The sequence below is a fragment of the Staphylococcus sp. HMSC06C11 genome (assembly GCF_001808345.1).
Classification (GTDB): domain Bacteria; phylum Bacillota; class Bacilli; order Staphylococcales; family Staphylococcaceae; genus Staphylococcus; species Staphylococcus capitis.
The window spans coordinates 15,156-34,659 of sequence record NZ_KV793040.1; the positions used below are offsets into that span (position 1 = coordinate 15,156).

At 33.7% G+C, this 19,504-nt stretch carries 17 protein-coding genes and 1 riboswitch; of the genes, 9 read left to right on the forward strand and 8 right to left on the reverse strand.

The features are described 5' to 3' along the window. Positions 1-37 precede the first annotated feature (37 nt). From HMPREF3154_RS06220 to HMPREF3154_RS06245, 6 genes are all read right to left on the reverse strand, one after another. Positions 38-910, reverse strand: coding sequence for an alpha/beta fold hydrolase (locus tag HMPREF3154_RS06220; protein ID WP_023351151.1), 873 nt, complete (start codon positions 908-910; stop codon positions 38-40). Positions 911-1,066: 156 nt separating this feature from the next. Then, complete coding sequence (locus tag HMPREF3154_RS06225) at positions 1,067-1,762, reverse strand: GTP pyrophosphokinase (RefSeq protein ID WP_002432589.1); 696 nt, start codon at positions 1,760-1,762, stop codon at positions 1,067-1,069. A 144-nt stretch (positions 1,763-1,906) separates the two neighbouring features. Next, positions 1,907-2,320, reverse strand: coding sequence for a DUF2188 domain-containing protein (locus tag HMPREF3154_RS06230; RefSeq protein WP_023351150.1), 414 nt, complete (start codon positions 2,318-2,320; stop codon positions 1,907-1,909). 75 nt (positions 2,321-2,395) lie between these two features. Then, a complete protein-coding gene (locus tag HMPREF3154_RS06235; protein ID WP_070474477.1) occupies positions 2,396-4,351 on the reverse strand; it encodes an FUSC family protein in 1,956 nt (651 codons plus the stop codon). Positions 4,352-4,534: 183 nt separating this feature from the next. Then, complete coding sequence (locus HMPREF3154_RS06240) at positions 4,535-4,825, reverse strand: putative quinol monooxygenase (RefSeq protein WP_023351148.1); 291 nt, start codon at positions 4,823-4,825, stop codon at positions 4,535-4,537. A gap of 145 nt (positions 4,826-4,970) precedes the next feature. Beyond that, entirely contained in the window at positions 4,971-6,242 is a 1,272-nt protein-coding gene (locus HMPREF3154_RS06245; protein WP_023351147.1) for a pyruvate MFS transporter, read from the reverse strand. A 466-nt stretch (positions 6,243-6,708) separates the two neighbouring features. After that, positions 6,709-6,818, forward strand: a riboswitch (TPP riboswitch). A gap of 78 nt (positions 6,819-6,896) precedes the next feature. On the opposite strand from HMPREF3154_RS06245, the gene HMPREF3154_RS06250 reads away from it, so the two are divergent. From HMPREF3154_RS06250 to HMPREF3154_RS06280, 7 genes are all read left to right on the forward strand, one after another. Beyond that, positions 6,897-7,487: a thiamine phosphate synthase gene (locus HMPREF3154_RS06250; protein WP_023351146.1), complete on the forward strand. Its 591-nt coding sequence runs from the start codon at positions 6,897-6,899 to the stop codon at positions 7,485-7,487. Then, positions 7,480-8,598 carry a glycine oxidase ThiO gene (gene thiO, locus HMPREF3154_RS06255; protein WP_023351145.1) on the forward strand — a complete coding sequence of 373 codons (1,119 nt, stop codon included), beginning with the start codon at positions 7,480-7,482 and terminating at the stop codon, positions 8,596-8,598. Before HMPREF3154_RS06250 ends, thiO begins: the two co-directional genes overlap by 8 nt. Continuing rightward, positions 8,582-8,782, forward strand: coding sequence for a sulfur carrier protein ThiS (gene thiS / locus HMPREF3154_RS06260; protein ID WP_002469878.1), 201 nt, complete (start codon positions 8,582-8,584; stop codon positions 8,780-8,782). Before thiO ends, thiS begins: the two co-directional genes overlap by 17 nt. Before the next feature lies 1 nt (position 8,783). Beyond that, positions 8,784-9,551, forward strand: coding sequence for a thiazole synthase (locus HMPREF3154_RS06265; RefSeq protein ID WP_023351144.1), 768 nt, complete (start codon positions 8,784-8,786; stop codon positions 9,549-9,551). After that, positions 9,551-10,549, forward strand: coding sequence for a HesA/MoeB/ThiF family protein (locus HMPREF3154_RS06270; protein ID WP_023351143.1), 999 nt, complete (start codon positions 9,551-9,553; stop codon positions 10,547-10,549). The genes HMPREF3154_RS06265 and HMPREF3154_RS06270 overlap by 1 nt, the downstream gene beginning before the upstream one ends. Positions 10,550-10,666: 117 nt before the next feature. Continuing rightward, entirely contained in the window at positions 10,667-11,281 is a 615-nt protein-coding gene (locus tag HMPREF3154_RS06275; RefSeq protein WP_002432789.1) for an undecaprenyl phosphate transporter UptA, read from the forward strand. A 171-nt stretch (positions 11,282-11,452) separates the two neighbouring features. Beyond that, the gene (locus tag HMPREF3154_RS06280; RefSeq protein ID WP_023351142.1) at positions 11,453-13,417 is read left to right on the forward strand and encodes a fructose-bisphosphatase class III; all 1,965 of its coding nucleotides are present in this window, start codon (positions 11,453-11,455) and stop codon (positions 13,415-13,417) included. 237 nt (positions 13,418-13,654) lie between these two features. Here HMPREF3154_RS06280 and HMPREF3154_RS06285 read toward each other — a convergent pair whose 3' ends face one another. Next, positions 13,655-15,439 (reverse strand): cation:proton antiporter, encoded by a 1,785-nt coding sequence (locus HMPREF3154_RS06285; RefSeq protein ID WP_023351141.1) that lies wholly within the window; start codon positions 15,437-15,439, stop codon positions 13,655-13,657. Between the two features lie 365 nt (positions 15,440-15,804). Here HMPREF3154_RS06285 and HMPREF3154_RS06290 point away from each other — a divergent pair, with 365 nt between their 5' ends. Both HMPREF3154_RS06290 and aldA read left to right on the forward strand, forming a co-directional pair. After that, positions 15,805-16,854: a YkvI family membrane protein gene (locus tag HMPREF3154_RS06290; RefSeq protein ID WP_023351139.1), complete on the forward strand. Its 1,050-nt coding sequence runs from the start codon at positions 15,805-15,807 to the stop codon at positions 16,852-16,854. Positions 16,855-17,012: 158 nt separating this feature from the next. Next, positions 17,013-18,437 carry an aldehyde dehydrogenase gene (gene aldA / locus HMPREF3154_RS06295; protein ID WP_023351138.1) on the forward strand — a complete coding sequence of 475 codons (1,425 nt, stop codon included), beginning with the start codon at positions 17,013-17,015 and terminating at the stop codon, positions 18,435-18,437. 55 nt (positions 18,438-18,492) lie between these two features. Here aldA and HMPREF3154_RS06300 read toward each other — a convergent pair whose 3' ends face one another. Continuing rightward, a complete protein-coding gene (locus tag HMPREF3154_RS06300; RefSeq protein WP_023351137.1) occupies positions 18,493-19,446 on the reverse strand; it encodes a metal ABC transporter solute-binding protein, Zn/Mn family in 954 nt (317 codons plus the stop codon). Positions 19,447-19,504 lie beyond the last annotated feature (58 nt).

Consider the following 19,504-nt stretch of genomic DNA (forward strand, 5'->3'; position numbering starts at 1 on the left):
TTGTAAATTTAAGACGCCCTTCCGTCTAACTTTTTCTTTAATTCGAAATCCAATTTTTAATGTGGTCTACTACGCCTATTTGATCTTTAGAAGTTGTTTCCAACACACTAGGAAAATCGATATGACCTATTCCTGGATATAATATTTCCTTTGTTTCACCGCCCAATTGTTTAAACTTTTCAAGTGTGGCTTGTGAATCTGTGTATGGAATAATTTGATCTTCTTTACCAGACATGAACATGATTTTAGGGAACTGCTTTATTTCATCTATATCGGGTAAGTAATCTGTCTTAATAGTATAGAGTATGTCGGTAATGATGGTTTTTATTGGAGCGACAAATTGTATTAAATCTAACGCATTCTCTTTATGAGCATAAATGGTTTTGTTCAAGATGTATTGAGGAAGATTTTTAACTGCTTTCACTTCGTCCTTCAAAATATCCCTCTTACTATTATTTGTAAATAGACGCGCGAGCATACTAGCATCTGGGGTAATTTTAGCTGCGCTATGTAAATAAATAAGATGAGTAATGGGGAGAGTATTGTATTTAAGTAGACGCGTTGCAATCATACCTCCCATTGAATAACCGACGATACTTAATTCGTGAATTTGTTGTTCCTCAACCACTTGCGTTAAGACATCATAAATACGTTCAGAGTAATCATCAAGCGTGTGTGTATCCCTGTCTAAATCAGAACTCTTTCCTCTACTAGGACAATTCACAAAGATCATTTTATATTCTCTAAAATAGGGTTCGAACATTGTCATTATTTTATAAGTTAATAATGCTCCGTGGATAAAGACAATTACATTATTAGAATTCATATCTCCTGCGTATGCGACTTCGCTATATTCATCTTTAAATCGTTTCAGTGGATAAACCTTAGTTGTAAAATTCTGCTTAATCATAAATAACCTCGTATTTCTAATATATCAATTAAAATAATAATAACATATAAATAATTTTTATATAAATATAGCCAAAATAAAGTGGTTATTGAATTTAACATAATTAAAACCATCTGTGTGACCAGATGGTTAATAAAATTCATTCTATAATACACTTTAATTACTCGATATCTCTGAATGGATTTGTTGCATCTTACTTTCAACATTTGTAATATCAGTCGCACATTGTTCAAGTAATCCTTTATACTTTTCAGTGTCTGCGTCATTCTTATATCGAATCTTATGTTCTAAACTTGCCCACATATCCATACCAATTGTACGAATTTGAATTTCTACTGGCGTCACTTCTACAGCATCAGCTAAAAAGACAGGAATGGATACCACAATATGCAAACTACGATAGCCATTTTCTTTGGGATGTTCAATATAATCTTTTCGCTTCAACAATTTAACGTCTTCTTGTTTGAGTAGCATTTGTTCAATCACATAAATATCATCTAAATAATTACAAACCACTCGAATACCTGCAATATCCATGATATTCTCTTTGGCGCTTTGTGCACTCACTTCAAGCCCTTTACGACTTAGTTTCTTAACTAAGCTGTGCATTTCTTTAACTCGTCTTTCCATATGATGTATGGGATTATGTTTAAATTGATAATTAAAATTTTCATCTAAAATACTTAACTTCGTACTAATTTCTTTAAGTGCGGAAGAATACACATGGTCTAGTTCAACAAAGCCTAATAGTGTATCAAATGCTGCCTCACTATCCTGAAAGTTATTTAAACTATTTTTGAATTCATTTCTTAAGTCTTCGACATATAATGAAGGCTTTCTTTCTACGTACATATATCTCGACCTCCGTTTTCTATACACCTCCATTATATCGGAATTGAAATCGATAGAGAAACGTTAGCCCATCATACTTTCGCCTCATTTAAGTAAGCAAACTAAAACCGCATAAGTATGAGCACTTACGCAGTTCAATTTAATCTATTCATCTTTTTTATGTTCGATGACTTTAGTTCCTTTATTGTCAGCAATCTCGTTCGCACGTTTCACGGCGTCTTGCTTTTGATCGAATGTATCTGAAGCTTGTTTAGCATCTTCAGTTTTAACTTTCCATTCATTGTCTTCGTAATAAACATGTATATTTTCGTCATTTAATTTTGGATTAGCTGACTGATCTTTCTGGTGTTGTGTGATATGTTTATTCTTTAATTCATCTAATTCTTCTTTAGACGCGTCTTTATACCAATTTTCAGCTTGTTGTGTAGCAATAGGAATCACGTCGCGTTCTTTATAGCCATCTTTTAGCATAGCATTTCCGATGTCTATTGCCTTCTTACGTTCAAGTTCATCGAAATTTTTCCAACTTTGTGGGTAATCGTCCATTGTCCAAGGCATAACTTTACCTCCCAATAAAATAACTTTTAATAGTATTTACCACTATCGTGAGTTATTAAACGAGAGGTACACTTACTAACCTTTTGATTGAGAGTCATTTGAAGTATGATGTTCTTCTTCATTCTCTGTGATATCTTTACGTGCGTGAACACTGTTACGCTGAATATTAATTAATGCTGATCGAATATAATTATATTGAGGTAAATGACTTAACTCTCTTTCCTCTAAACTACCTTGTAGTTGGAAATGTTTGGCGATATTTTCAAACGCTAAGAGATACTCGCCCATTTGCTCATCATCAATAGTTATACGATTTTTGTTATTCATCGCCCTTTCTAACATAAAACTAATTTCCTCTAACGCAAAGATACTAGGATAATAATATCGCACAACCTCTTTATTACTGAACAATTCTCCATTAGCAGAATTATACATTTGAGTGACGTTGCTAATTTTTACATTTAAATTTAAACGTTCTCCCTTATCTACTTCATCCGTTTCGTATTTATTTTTAGAAAATAAATAATGAAATAGCGTGGCTTCTTTACGAACTAGTTCTGCAATCGCTCCTGGTAACATGGAGGAAGCCGTGTTTCTGGCAACTAAGAATATCCCTATAACAGTTATGACAATACCCAATATAACGTCGATGATACGTGTATAAGCAATTTCTATACTTAAATTATGCGAAGCTAGACCATTCAGCATAATTACTTGCGTAGTAATGAAAACAACAGCAAATGCATAGTTTGCCGCAACAAATGCTTCAGTCATCACTGCTGAAACACCCATGATTAATATTGCAATTAACGGATTAATATTTAAGGCTAATATGCCTGACAAAATAAGGGCACCAATAATTGTACCTATTCCTCTTGCTAATGCACGGTCAAGTGAACGGATTGTCGTCATATTTGAGAGTAATACAGTATGTGCTGAAAGTGGTACCCAATAAGCTTTTTGAATATTAAATCCTAGCGCAATAAATATTGCTATAGCCATAATAACCGTATATTGTAGCGCATTTCTGAAGACGATTGAATCAAAAGTTAAATTTTGATAAATACGTTTACTATAAAGTGGTTTGCGAATATCGGCTTCATGTTCAATTTGATTGTCGTTCGCATGTACCATTTCATCGATTTTCAATATATGATTCAATAAATTTTCAAATTCTGAAGGTACGTCCACAGGCTTTGTCCATGGTCTTGAAGTTCGAGGTTGTTGTATACCATTATAAATATGATCCATCATTTCAATAAGATCTTGTGGAATAGGACGAACATTTTTCTCATTTAATTCGAGTAACTCTGAATAGATACCTTGTGCTGCAGTATGTAGGAGTATTAACTTTTGGAAACGTGAACTTAACTTTCCATTACCACCTGATGTAGAAGTGATAAGGAGCTTTTCCGATGTTCTAAATTCAGTTACAGCATTTCTCGCGTATGTTTTAAACGCTTCAGGGTCATTATAATGATGTAACAAGTTATGAATTGTAGCAAAATCCGCGTTAATCGCTCTATCTTCTGCTTTAACTTTGGTAAATAAGATGGTTAACATTACAGTTATTGTCGCTAATATACCACCAATAAGAATGCCTAACCCACGTAGTAATGCTTCTTCTGGCGCATGAGGTAAATTAATAGGCAAACAATATGTTACTAAGAAGAAGGTAGAAGACGGTCCAGCTACTTTGAGTGCATTAAAAATATAATACGGTACCGCAACTACAACAAGTAAGATAAGACCAAATACTATCGGCTGTATAATCGTTAACGTACCTAACATCATACAAAGTGAGAACGACAGTGAGCAGATAATAACTGTTCTTAACATAGATTGCGTTGAGCCTTTAAACACATAGACATGTGCAAGTGTACCTGTTGATATTAATAAGCCAAAATTGAAAAATCCAAAAAAATAGCCTATTAAAGCAGGTATAATAAGTAATAATCCTTGTCTTAACCCTTTATAATAATCAATTTTAGATTTATCAACACGGGTCAGTGAATTAAGTACGTGATTCACTTTAATCTTCCTTTCTAATTTACATCCCCAAATAAGAACATAAGAAAGAACGAGACAATTTAATTTTATGAGTTGAATAACATTGTCTCGTTCATTTTTTATAATCTATGATGTTCATAAGTGTTGCATTTACTTACCAATTATAACACTGATTATTCATTTATGTTGAACGTGCGAATTGAATTATTTTTCTACTGTTCGACTTACATCTATCTTAGGTTCCTCAGTAATAAATTTACTAATATTTTGGCTAAATATTTGGAAGTGTTCAGATTGATTGTGTTCTTCAACAGCATTTTCATCTTTATAATTCTCAACCACCACAAATGTATTCGCTTCGCTTACATCTTCATAGTGATGATAGAATAAATTTCCTTTTTCTTGTCTAGAATGTTCCACTAAGTCAGCCATTAATTGTAAGTAATCTTCGCGTTTATTTTCATCAACTTTAATCTTAGCATTAATGATAATCATATGAGTCATCTCCTCAACTTCTTAACAGTTTAATACATAGATAACCTGAAACATCATCCTTTAAACTCTTGTAAATTCAGAAGAAAATAAAAAAACATACTAAGATGAGTGGTTTGGGAATCTTAGTATGTTCGAGATAAAAATATTAATTTGATTGTTCTTCATCTACAACAAGTGGTTGATCTGGTTTAACGAAGAACCATAGAATAGCAGCTATAACTGCAGGAACAATTAATAATTGTAATGTCATTGACCAACCTAGTTGATCGACTACTATACCGGCAAGTAATGGGCTAATTAGTGCGCCGATGTTCCCCCATAAGTTCATCCAACCAGACACTGTGCCTGAGAAGTTACGACCAAGGTCAGTCGCTGCTGCCCAGCTCATACCCATTGAAATACCTACGCCACCTAAACATAAGGATAACCAAACAATTGTCATGTATAAGTTATCAGTATGAACTGCTAAAAAGATTGATACAGAGAACACTACAAATCCAGCGATAGCAATCGCACCACGCGCTACAAATCGTGACTGCCCAGAATTTAAAATTTTGTCTGAGATTGCTCCAGCTGAGAGTATTAGGAAGAACATAAACAACCATGGTAATGAACTGATTGCCATATCTTTGAAATCCACATGATATTGCTCAGCCAAATATGTTGGTAACCAAATTAAGAATAATGCGATAACGAATTGTACTACAAAATATTGTAGTGCAATTGCATAGAAACTAAAGTGACTTAAGAAACGTTTCCAGGGTGGTAAAGACTTTTCAGTTGCAACAATATCACGATGCTCAATGATATATTTCTTCTCCGCTTCACTTACCATTTTGTGATGCTCAGGTAAATCTTTAGCAATGATTGCCCATAAGATAGCCATAACAATACCAACTGCACCAAAGATATAAAATACTGCTTGCCAGTTAAAGGCATTAACAATTGCAATTGTGATAATCGGTGCTAGTACTGGTCCAAAATAAGACCCAGCTAAAAGAGCACTTGAAGCTCTTCCTTTTTCATTTTTAGCAAACCAAAATGAGTTAAATACGGCATTCGATGGGTACATTGGGGCTTCACCCACTCCGAATAAAAATCTTACAAAATATAATAAACCGTGATGTTTAATCATACCTGTCAAAATTGTAAATGCACTCCACCATACGAGAGCTATAGTAATCATTTTACGAGGACCGAACTTCTCAGCTAACATTCCAGAAGGCACTTGCATAAATGCATAACCTAGTGAGAAAAATGAGGCTAATAAACCAAATTGTGTTTTTGTCATACCTAAATCTTTCATCATTGGAGCTGCAATATATGAAATATTAGACCTATCCATATATGCAATTACGCCGATGAGAAAGAACCCAATTGCAAAATACCAGCGTACATTACTGCGTTTTTCATTCATATTTGTTTCCTACTTCCATTTAAATTATGTTGTTTCTATATAAGATGTCGTTAAGTTTCAGAAATTCCCTGCGATGACTGTTAAAACTACCCTTTTTAGAACAACTTTTTAAGTTGTAGCGCTACAATTTTTATATAATATAGCACGTTGTGAAAACGGTTACAATAGTTTAGACGAAATTTCTTTAAAAAATGTATATTTTTCGTATATTTTACCGGAATCTCCAGTTTTAAGCATGTGATTTAGATTCACTTATATAATGAAGTCTAAAACCATAATTTTTATAAAATTGAGTATCTTAAAACATTAAAGTAATTATTTTTTATTCATTATATGAAGCATATATGTAATTTTATGCATAAATTGAATATGATTAATAAAAGCTAAAGAAGTTTGAAGAATATTCCTAAAAATAGTAAACTGAATTCAAAGAAAACGTTTGAAATTTTTTTGATACAATTTCATATCAATCCACTGGAAGTGCCTTTGTTTAGGGCTGAGAGTAAAGAAGTGACTTTATAATTCCTAGAACCTGATCCAGTTCATACTGGCGTAGGGAAGTGGCGACAAAAGAGTTTTAGGACTTATATAGATGATTTAAGCGCTATTTCCCATTCAGGGAGGTAGCGTTTTTTTATTTATAAATTTGAGGTGATGCACATATTTACCGCAATAACTTACGATAAGACACTTACAACACAAGACTTAGAACACTTCTTAAATATCGAGGAAGGCATTGATGCTCTATTATTTCGAACGTCTATGCCAAAAAATGAATTAAAGAAGATTTTGATTCAACTCATTAACCAAGGTTTTCCTAAGGATAAAATGATTATTCATAGTGACACGGCATTATTAGAAGAATTAAACCTTAGTCGTATTCATTTTAAAGAAAATGTTAAAACAGCTTTTGCATATAAAAAATCACATCCAGAAATCCAAGTGGGTATGTCCACACATAGCATAGATACTATTTATACATGTATAGATGAAGGACTTGATTATGTTTTTTACGGTCATATTTTCCCTACTCCCTCACATCCGGGTGATACACCACGTTCACATGATGAAATCGTAGAAGTATTAAATCTACCTATACCTATTTATGCTATAGGAGGAATTTCTGAACATACGATTTCAAAGTTGGAATATGGATTTGATGGTATTTGTGCTATTTCATTTTTCATGAATGCGTCTTTAAAAGAAATTAAGGAATTAAGAAGGAAGTGGTTGCAACATGCATGATGTACTTATTATTGGTTCTGGTGTCATAGGTATGTCAATTGCTAGACAGTTAAGCGCAACAAATTATGACATCGCGATCATCGACCGAGATGTTCCAGGTAAACATGCTTCATATAAAGCTGGAGGCATGTTAGGAGCACAAAATGAATTTACTGAAGATAACGATTTATATAAATTAGCCATTGAATCGCGTGAGATGTTTCCTAAATTAAGCGAATCTTTATTAAATGAGACTGGAATCGACATACAGTTCAAAGATTCAGGACTTATTAAGATTGCTAACCAAGAAGATGACCTCGAATCACTCACACGTCAATATGAGTTCCTTAGACAAATGGATTCTAGTGTCAAACTACTATCCAATGATGAACTTATACAGCTTACCAATGGGAATGTTGAACCAGCTTATGGCGCAATTCATATACCAAATGATGGTCAAATCAATGCTAATAAATACACGAAAGCTTTGTTTAAATCGTTACAACAACATCACATCACACGATATTATCACCAAGAGGTTCAATCGATTGATAGAAGAAATGGCTACTACGCTGTGTGTACTGACCAAATGTCACCTATTGAAGCACATAAAGTGATCGTTGCAAGTGGTGCTTGGTCCTCTCAATTATTAAAAAACTACTCTCTTCCTAGAGAAGTCATTGGAGTTAAAGGCGAAGTTCTATTACTTGAAAACGATGAACTAGATCTTGAAGAGACATTATTTATGACTAATGGATGTTATATCGTTCCAAAACAACCCAATCGTTTCTTAATAGGAGCAACAAGTGAATTTAACAATTACTCTGTAGGCACATCAGAAGGCGGTTTGAATTGGCTTTTAGATCATGCAAGCGCTCGTGTTCCAGAACTTAAGAATAGTCGTGTTCTAAAAGAATGGTCAGGTGTTCGTCCTTACACGAATAATGAAATGCCACTGATGGATCAAATTGATGATGGCTTGTTCGTTATTACAGGACACTATCGTAATGGGATTTTATTATCTCCCGTAATTGGACGCGATATAGCAAATTGGTTAATTTCTGGCATTAAACCACCCCGTTATTCAAGCTTTAGTGTGAAAAGGAGGAACAATTATGAAGTGTATTATTAACGGAGACTCATTCAGCTTTGACCAAGAACAATCAATTTATGATGTTTTAACAGCACTAGAATTAGATCCTAAGCGCGTTATCGTTGAATTCAATAAAGAATTAATTAAACAAGATAAGTATCATGAACATACTGTTAGAGAAGATGATCGATTAGAATTATTAGAAATTGTTGGAGGCGGATAAAATGTTTAAAATTGGAAATTTAGAATTACAATCTCGTTTATTATTAGGTACTGGTAAATTTGACAATGAAGATATTCAATCACGAGCAATTGCAGCTTCTGAAACAAACGTTTTAACCTTTGCTGTTCGTCGTATGAATTTATATGATCGTGATTTACCCAATCCTTTAGCTAACGTTAACTTAAAAGACTTTATAACTTTTCCGAATACAGCAGGTGCTAAAACAGCTGAAGAAGCAATTAGAATTGCTGAAATTGCTAACCATGCAGGTGTATGTGACATGATAAAGGTTGAAGTTATTGGCGATGACGAAACGTTACTTCCTGATCCATTTGAAACATATGAAGCTTGTAAAGTACTTTTAGAAAAAGGATATATCGTATGTCCATATATCTCAAATGACCTCGTCTTGGCGAAACGTTTGGAAGAACTAGGTGTACATGCAGTCATGCCACTTGCATCCCCTATTGGAACTGGTCGTGGTATTAATAATCCACTTAATTTAAGTTATATTATTGAAAATGCAAAGGTACCGGTTATTGTTGATGCAGGTATCGGTTCACCGAAAGATGCATGTCATGCAATGGAGCTAGGCGCTGACGGTATATTACTCAACACAGCGATTTCTGCAGCTAAAGATCCTATAAAAATGGCTGAAGCAATGAAGCTTGGAATTAATGCGGGTAGACTTTCATACGAAGCTGGACGAATACCAGTAAAATATACTGCACAAGCATCAAGCCCTACTGAAGGTTTAGGTTTTCTATAATGTCACGCTACGATAGACAAACGAGATTTCACCCTTTTGGCGAAGACGGACAACATCAAATTTCTACATCACAAATACTTGTCTTTGGTGCTGGAGCTTTAGGGAGCCATATCATAGACCAGCTTGCTCGCATGGGTGCTAATCATCTTACAGTTATAGACATGGACATCGTTGAAACATCAAATTTACATCGTCAGACGCTTTATGATGAAGAAGATGCCTATCATCTTGTTTCTAAAGTTGAAGCTGTAAAAAATAAGGTGAGTCAAATCAACTCAGAAGTCACTCTTACTGCTTATGATGTTGAAGTCACTTCTTCAAATATTGAGGATATCGTAAGTGAGATTAATCCAGACATCATTATTGATGGAATGGATAATTTTAAAGTAAGATTTCTCATAAATGAAGTGTGTCATAAGTATGAAATACCGTGGGTCTATGGAGCAGCTGTAGGTAGTAAAGGAACTGTTTACGGCATTGATTACCAAGGTCCTTGTTTAAAATGTCTCATGCAAACCATACCTGAGACTGGAGAAAGTTGTGCTATTAATGGTGTTCTCCCACCTATTGTCTCAATTGTAGCAAGTTATGAAGTGGCTGAAGTGATTCGCTACTTAAGTGGAAAAGGATTTTCAAAGCAAATGATTACCATCGATGCGTTTGATCTTGGTTATAAAGCGATGAACGTAGATATATTGAAAAATAATGAATGCCCAGTGTGTGAAAACCATCAATATGACTTATTAGAAACAAAACAAGAAAATACTATTGAGCAAATGTGTGGTCACACGTACCTATTTAGAATGCCTAAACATGCATTTGATTACTCAAATCATTTCCCTGGAAATATTGTAAAAGCTACTTCATTCGCTAAACTTATCAAATATGAAAATTATGAATTTACTCTATTTAAAGATGGACGTATGAATGCTTACGGGGTTCATAGTGATGAAGAAGCTAGTGGTTTATATCATACTTTAATCAAATCTATTCGATAATTTCGTACAAAGTAAGTTTGCCTTTATTATCAATTTTAAGCAATTATTGTTATTATCTATTATAATTAACATACAATGTATTAACATTGCTTAATTTAAAGGAGAAACGAGTTATTAATGGAACAGATTATTACAGAGTTTATTAGTAAGTGGGGCTATACCGCTATATTTATTTTAATCTTATTAGAGAACGTCTTACCTGTAGTTCCTTCAGAGATTATTCTTACCTTTGCTGGTTTACTATCAGTGAAATCCCACTTATCTATATGGACACTATTAATTATTGCTACTATAGCTTCGTTTATTGGTCTACTCATTTTGTACTATATTTGTAGACTTATATCTGAGGAAAAATTATATCGATTTGTGGACCGTCATGGTAAATGGATGAAATTAAAAAGTAAAGATTTAAAACGTGCCAATGATTGGTTTAAAAAATATGGTGCATGGGCTGTCTTCTTGTGTCGTTTCGTACCAGTATTACGTGTGCTAATTACTATACCGGCTGGCATTAACCGTATGAATGTGGTTCAATTTACTATCCTTTCCTTATTAGGAACAACAATTTGGAATTTCGCACTTATTTTACTTGGACGCTTATTAAGTGATAGTTTCGGCGCTCTAATGAATGGCATTCATACATACTCACGTATCATGTATGTCATCATCATTATCGCTATTATTTACTTCGTTATCCGTTACTTCATGAAAAGACGCAAAAATGTTAAATAAGTTTAGCTGAGTAAGCCTTATTTAGGGTTTACTCAGCTTTTTTCATACAAATTAAAATTTTTAGTACGCTATCATTGAAAAAACACTACATTTTAAAGATAATTTATGTAAGCGCATTACTTTTTAAAATAATGCATATGTGATGGAAATATTTAACAGAGGTGACTAAGCATGACTCCTATTACTGAAAGTGAAATGAAACAAAAATATTTAGATTTACTCTCTCAAAAATTTGATAGTGCTGAGAAATTAGCAACAGAGATCATTAATTTAGAATCTATCTTAGAATTACCTAAAGGCACAGAACACTTTGTGAGTGATTTACACGGTGAATATGAATCTTTCCAGCACGTTTTACGTAATGGTTCAGGAAACGTTCGAGCAAAAATCAATGATATATTCGAAAATAAATTATCTCAACAAGAGATTGATGACTTAGCAGCCTTAGTGTATTATCCAGAAGAAAAATTAAAATTAGTAAAAAATAATTTTGATTCCATAGGTAAACTCAACGTATGGTATATCACTACTATTGAACGTCTGATAGAACTCATTACATATTGTTCATCAAAATATACTAGATCTAAACTACGTAAAGCTTTACCTGAACAATTTGTTTATATTATTGAAGAGCTACTATATAAAAGTAATGAATTTCATAATAAAAAGCCCTATTATGAAACTTTAGTTAACCAAATTATTGAATTAGAACAATCTGACGATCTTATTATCGGTTTATCATATACCGTCCAACGTCTTGTAGTCGATCATCTTCACGTAGTTGGTGATATTTATGACCGTGGACCGAAACCAGACAAGATTATGGATACACTCATAAACTATCATTCAGTTGATATTCAATGGGGTAACCATGATGTGTTGTGGATAGGCGCTTATGCAGGATCTAAAGTATGTTTAGCTAACTTACTTCGTATCTGTGCACGCTATGATAACTTAGATATTATTGAAGATGCTTATGGCATTAACTTACGTCCTTTACTTACTTTAGCTGAAAAGTATTACGACGCTGAGAACCCTGCTTTCAAGCCTAAGAAACGTCCTGATAAAGATGCAAATCTAACTAAACGTGAAGAAAGCCAAATCACTAAAATACATCAAGCGATTGCTATGATTCAATTTAAACTCGAAATGCCTATTATTAAGCGTCGCCCTTCTTTCGAAATGGAAGAACGTTTAGTATTAGAAAAAATTGATTACGACAACAATGAAATTACAGTTTATGGCAAAACTTATCCCCTTAAAGATACTTGTTTCCAAACTGTAGACCGAAACAATCCGGCGAAATTATTGCCTGAAGAAGAGGAAGTTGTAGATAAATTACTTCTTTCATTCCAACAATCTGAGAAATTACGTCGTCATATGTCATTCTTAATGCGCGAAGGTAAACTATACCTTCCTTACAATGGCAACCTTCTGATTCACGGATGTATCCCCGTTGATGAAAATGGAGAAATGGAATCTTTCGAAATCGAAGGCGAGCAGTTAAGTGGACGTGAGTTATTAGATGTCTTTGAATACCATGTACGCAAAGCTTTTGATCATAAAGAAATCACTGATGATATATCAACTGACCTAGTATGGTATTTATGGACAGGTAAGTATTCATCTCTATTTGGTAAGCGTGCAATGACAACATTTGAACGCTACTTTATAGAGGACAAAGCTTCTCATAAAGAGGAGAAGAATCCATATTATCACTTACGTGAAGATGTTGATATGATTCGCAAAATGTTGAAAGACTTTGGACTAAATCCAGATGAAGGTCGTATTATTAATGGTCACACACCTGTTAAAGAAATCGACGGTGAAGATCCAATCAAAGCTGATGGTAAGATGCTTGTCATCGATGGTGGTTTCTCTAAAGCCTATCAATCAACGACGGGTATTGCTGGGTATACACTGCTTTATAACTCATTCGGTATGCAATTGGTGGCTCATCAAGAGTTCAATACTAAAGAAAAGGTATTATCAGACGGATCTGACGAACTATCAGTGAAGCGAGTTGTAGATGAAGAATTACAACGTAAAAAAATAAAAGATACCAATGTTGGTAAAGAGTTACAAGACCAAATTGATATCTTAAAAATTCTAATGCATGATAGATATTTAAAATAAATAGGAATACTAAGCATAAAATCCTTAGTTTCTTGTCATAAATAAAGTGAATTCTATTTAAAGGTCATCTTGCTCTCCGTGGGGACGGTCTCAATCTTGCTCAGCAAGTTTTTAACTCGCCCTATTCCCACAGGAGCCGGATGACCTTTTTATATCATAATATTCACAAATAAACCCGTAGATGACTCAACTTCATCTACGGGTTATTAGTTTACATTAAAATGACCTCAGTTATTATCATGCATGTGCATCTCTTAAAATACCATAAACACCTGTGTCATTTTCTGGTAATTCTCTATTACTACGTTTGAATGTGACTTCTTTATCTTCACTAATGTAGTAAATCAACATGTCTTTATCTGTAAGTTCATGGTACTCTTCTGCTGGCACTTCTACGATATTGTGTTGTGTAATGTAGTTATTAAACCAGCGTGGACTGTGATTTTCATCAAATAATATATGATTACGAATCGGGCCACTTAAATTATTTCTCGCCTGTTCATCATTGAAAGAAACAGGCATCATATCTACATTATTTAAACCGAATTCTGGTACTAATTCATTAAATGCCAGACTATTGAAAATAAATGACTGTGTCATTAAGATACATTTATTATATCGAAGTAAGTCGGAATAAATACGATCATTACTTGATAATAAATTACCTTTGAAGACTTCAAATCCCGCTTCATGTGCTTTCTCTGATGTATTTTCAAATAAATTAAACATCATAACTGGAATACCATGATCTCGTAAATTCACTCCTAGGTGGAATGAGAACTCACTTTCACCTACTATAATTACACCTGGTGGTTCATTACTAGCGACACCGAATAATTTACTTAGCGGCGTAAAGCTAAAGCCATAAATGACCACGGTAATAAACACTAAGCCGAATGTCACGGGCGTGATATATTTCGCCATAGCTACTTTGTCATCCATAAATAATCCTGAGAAGAATTGGGCCACTGTTAATACGACTATCCCTCTTGGCGCCATCATTGCAACAATCGCTCGTTCTTTCTTAGAAATTTCAGTTTTAAATGTTGAGAAAAGCACTGAAATAGGTCGAACTAAGACAATCATGACAATACAGAAAATAAAGAGTTGCCATGATACTACATTAAGTAATACATCTTTCGTAAGTGATGACGTGATTAAAATAAAGACTGTACTTACTAATATAGAAGATGCATTATCGATGAAATGATCTGATTCTTTAAAGATTAAATCATGACGTTTTTTACGTGCCATTATTAAACCAAAAATTGTCACCGCTAATAATCCAGATTCCGATAATATTGCATCACAAACACTAAATGTTAAGAGAATAAAAACGAATTGGATAGGTGGCATTAAATTTTGTGGAATCATATCTTGGCGTATGAACCAATTAAATAAATATGACGCACCAAAGCCGATTACGACAACGGCTAATATTTTCAGTACGAATATGAGAATAACAATGAAACTTATACCTTGTTCAATAATTTGGAAGATATAAAATGCTGTCAATGCAAGCATCGGACCAATTGGGTCGAGAATAATACTTTCCCATCTTAATATAGAGTCAACATTCCTCTTTACTTTCGCTTGTTTTAATAATGGTTGAATCACAGTAGGACCTGTAATTAAAAAGAGTCCTCCCATGACAAAGGATACGGAGATTGGAAAGTTTAGGATTGTATGTAAGGCTATCGCACCTAAAATCCATGCAATAACTGCGCCGACTGTTATGATTCGAATAACCGCTTTAGAAATTCCTTTAAGTTCCCTAAAATCTAAATTACTGCTACCTTCAAATAAAATAATTGCAACAGCTAAGGAAACGATTGGACTAAACACTTCAGATCCTAACGCTTCTTTAGGATTAGTGATACCTAATATCGGGCCAACGAGTAAACCAACAATCGCCATAACTACTATAGATGGCCATTTAATTCTATCTGCTAACCATTGACTAAAAATCCCTAATGCTAGAAATAGAACTATCATCAGCATAATGGGTAAGTCCAATGACATATGAACACCTTCTTAATATATTTACTTGCCTAATATATTCAATATTGCCTAATACTATCAAAAATGATGTATAAATGCATTATTATTTGCTTAAAACTTTTGTAAATGTATAAAAATAATTAAATTGATTAAAATTAAACTTACAATTACTGAGTACCTTAAGTTTATGATACATATTAATTATACACTAAAGTCAAATTATCGTACGTCACATTTATACAATAGTACATATGTGATGAACTTTACTGTTTATTTTTTCGTCTATATCATCTACAATAGATAAATGTGATTTTTCAATTTTTTAAAATAAATGAATACATACGACATCTTTAAAATATATAAATTTGAAGGGATATGCATGTTAAATGAATACTGTTAAAGAATCCATCATCGTTGCCTTCGCTTTCGTTGGCGTGGTCGTTGGCGCTGGATTTGCGACAGGTCAGGAAATATTTCAATTTTTCACAAGTAATGGTATCTATAGTATCGCTGGAATTATCATTACTGGTCTTATCGTTACTTTAGGTGGAATATTTGTTTTACACACTGGCTTCCGTCTTAAATCTCAAAATCATTCTGAATCAATCAATTTCTATTTACATCCTTTGATTGCAAAAGTTTTCGATATCATACTGACTATATTTTTATTTTCACTTGCTATTATTATGACGGCAGGTGGTGCATCAACAATTAACGAGAGCTTTGGCATACCTTTTTGGCTAAGTTCTTTAATCTTAGTAGTGCTAATATTACTCACGTTGTTTTTACAGTTTGATCGATTAATTGCTGTACTTGGTGGGGTTACACCTTTCCTAGTCGCTGTAGTAGTAATGATTGCTGTGTATTATTTTGTTACTGGTCACATTGATTTTACTGCCGCGAATCAATATTCTAATAACAATAAATCAATTTCTCCAGGTTGGTGGTTCGATGCAATCAACTACGCCAGTCTACAGATTGCCGCTGCTTTCAGTTTTCTAACAGTTATGGGTGGTAAGTTGAAGTTTCAGAAATCGACTGTCTATGGTGGCTTAATTGGTGGTCTCATCATTACTTTCCTATTGCTAATGATTAATCTAGGATTAATTACTGAGTTCGATAAAATAAAACATGTGGCATTACCATCGCTACTCTTAGCAAAACAGATTTCACCTTCTATCGGCACAATTATGTCTGTGATTATGGTGTTAGTAATATATAATACTGTTGTAGGTCTAATGTATGCATTTGCTACACGTTTTAGCCAACCCTTTACAAAACGTTATTTTAGTTTAATTATTGTGATGGCTATCATTACTTTCATTTGTACATTTATTGGATTTATCTCACTGATTGGTAAGGTATTCCCAATTATGGGACTATTTGGTTTTATCTTGCTTATCCCTGTCATATATAAAGGTTTTCTTAGACACTAAATATGAGTCAGGCGAGCTGTTAATGCTCGTCTGGCTTTTTTGTTAAATGTATCTTACTTCCCCTTCATATTTCTCAAAGATTATTACTCTCTATATGTTTTTAATTTTCAAAATTAGGATAAAAAATTTCGGGAATATAAATTGTGGAGGTGTCTTAAATGACAAATCAACTATTTATTAATAATGAATTTATCGAGAGTCAATCGAATGAAACGATGGATGTGATTAATCCTGCTACAGGGGAAAAATTCGATACAATTACATTTGCGACTAAAGAAGAAGTCAATAACGCAATTGAAAAATCTAAACATGCTCAACGTGAATGGGAACGCGTTCCTCAACCTACACGTGCCGAACATGTAAAATTACTCATTCCATTATTAGAACAAAATCGCGATGAAATAGCACAATTATATGTGAAAGAGCAAGGAAAAACGTTAGCTGAAGCTTATGGTGAAATTGATAAGTCTATCGCATTTATTGATTATATGACTAGTTTAAGTATGAGTAATAAGGGCGAAGTACTTCAAAATAGCGTAGAAAACGAAATTATCCAAATTACGAAGAAACCTATTGGTGTCACAGCGGGCATCGTCCCTTGGAATGCCCCTATTATGGTTTTAATGCGAAAAGTTATTCCCGCTGTTGTTACGGGATGCTCAGTCGTTATTAAACCAAGTGAAGAAACGACACTTTTAACATTAAAATTAGCTGAACTATTCCGTGCTTCAACAATACCAGCTGGATTAATTCAAATTGTTCCAGGCACTGGCGAAACGGTTGGAACACAACTTGCAACGCATGAAGATATTCAACTCATCTCACTTACAGGTAGTATGCGTGCTGGTAAATCAGTATATGAACATGCAGCACAAACAGTTAAGAAGGTAAACCTTGAGTTAGGTGGTAACGCACCTGTTATCGTTACACCTCATGCGGATATCGACAAAGCTGTAGACTATATTGTCACAGCTCGTATTAATAACGCTGGTCAAGTGTGCACATGCCCTGAACGTATCTTTGTTCACGAAGATGTTCATGACGAATTTATTGAAAAGGTTTCTAACAAAATGAGTCAATTAACTGTAGGAGACCCACTCGATGAGAATTCAGATTACGGAGCTATTATTAACCAAACTCAACTCAATAGTATTCATGAAAAAGTCGAAACTGCAGTGACAAACGGTGCCAAATTAGTATTGGGCGGACAAAAATTACAACGTGATGGTTTCTTCTACGAACCAACTGTATTAGATCATGTAAATCCTGAAGATAGTGTATTTAAAGAAGAAATATTCGGACCAGTCCTAGCGGTTACAACGTATAACGACTTCGATCAAGTGATTGATGACGCTAATGATACAAATGCTGGTTTATCTTCATATATTTTCTCTGAAAACTTTAAAGAAGTAATGACCGCTTCAGAACGTTTAAAATTTGGTGAAGTTTACGCCAATTGTGAAGCAGAAGAAGTAGTGAACGGTTATCACGCAGGATGGCGCGAATCTGGTTTAGGAGGCGCTGATGGTATTCACGGCTTTGAAGAGTACTATAACACTACAGTAAGTTATTTAAGATATTAGTAGTATATGAAAAGACCCTTTTAGAGTGAACATGTCATTCTAAAAGGGTTTTTAATTATTGATTTAAAGCTTTGTCTAACGATTCAATATCTTTTTTCATTAGTGATTGATAAGTGATTGACTGATTGTCTTTTTCTTTTTTAGTAAGTACTGCTAAATTATGGAAACTTAAAGGTTGGGTATCTGTTTCTTTTTTTATCACATCTGTAATTTTAGAAGTAATATTTTGTTCATATAATACATAAGGAGACTTGGAATTTTTGATGTTCTTCACGATACTCAATATCTTCTTCTGACTTGGTTCATCATCATTCATTCCATTAACGCCTTCTTGTTTAAAATGATAACGATGAGTAAGATAGCCTAGAGAATCGTGAGAAATAATAATTTTTTCACGTTTAGGGCTTTTAGTGATTTTTTGCATCTTTTTATCGATATTTGCGACATCTTTATCTAACTTTTTATAGTTTTTTTCATAGTATGACTTATGTTTAGGATCTTTTTGAATAAGCTTATCTTTGATTTTCTCAGCGAAAATGCGATCTAATACTGGGTCTAGCCAAACATGTGGGTCGTTTTCAGTTTCAGCATGATTATGACCTTCATCTTCATCGTGATCATCGGAATGGATTAATTCTTTTTGATTTAAATCGCTTGCAAGGGCTAATTTCATATTTTTATTTTCCATTGATTGAGTTATTTTAGCTGAAACTGGGTCTAAGCCATCGCTAGAGTAGATGAATAAATCACTTTTCGCAATATTAATCATATCTTTTTGCGTAGGCTCATAAGAATGTAAATCAGCACCTGGAGGATAAATAGATTCTACATCTACGTATTTACCGCCAATTTGTTCTATAAAACTTTGAAATGCAAAGACGGTTGTATATATTTTCATTTTGTTGTGACTATTGACATTGTCTTTTTTGCTAGAATTTATACTCTTACTACATCCACTTAATATTAAAATTAATGATAACGTAATAAAGATAATTGCCTTTCTTTTCAAAATGAGCCCTCCACAAAGCGTAATTATTTCGTTTATCACTATATCTATAACCTTCTAA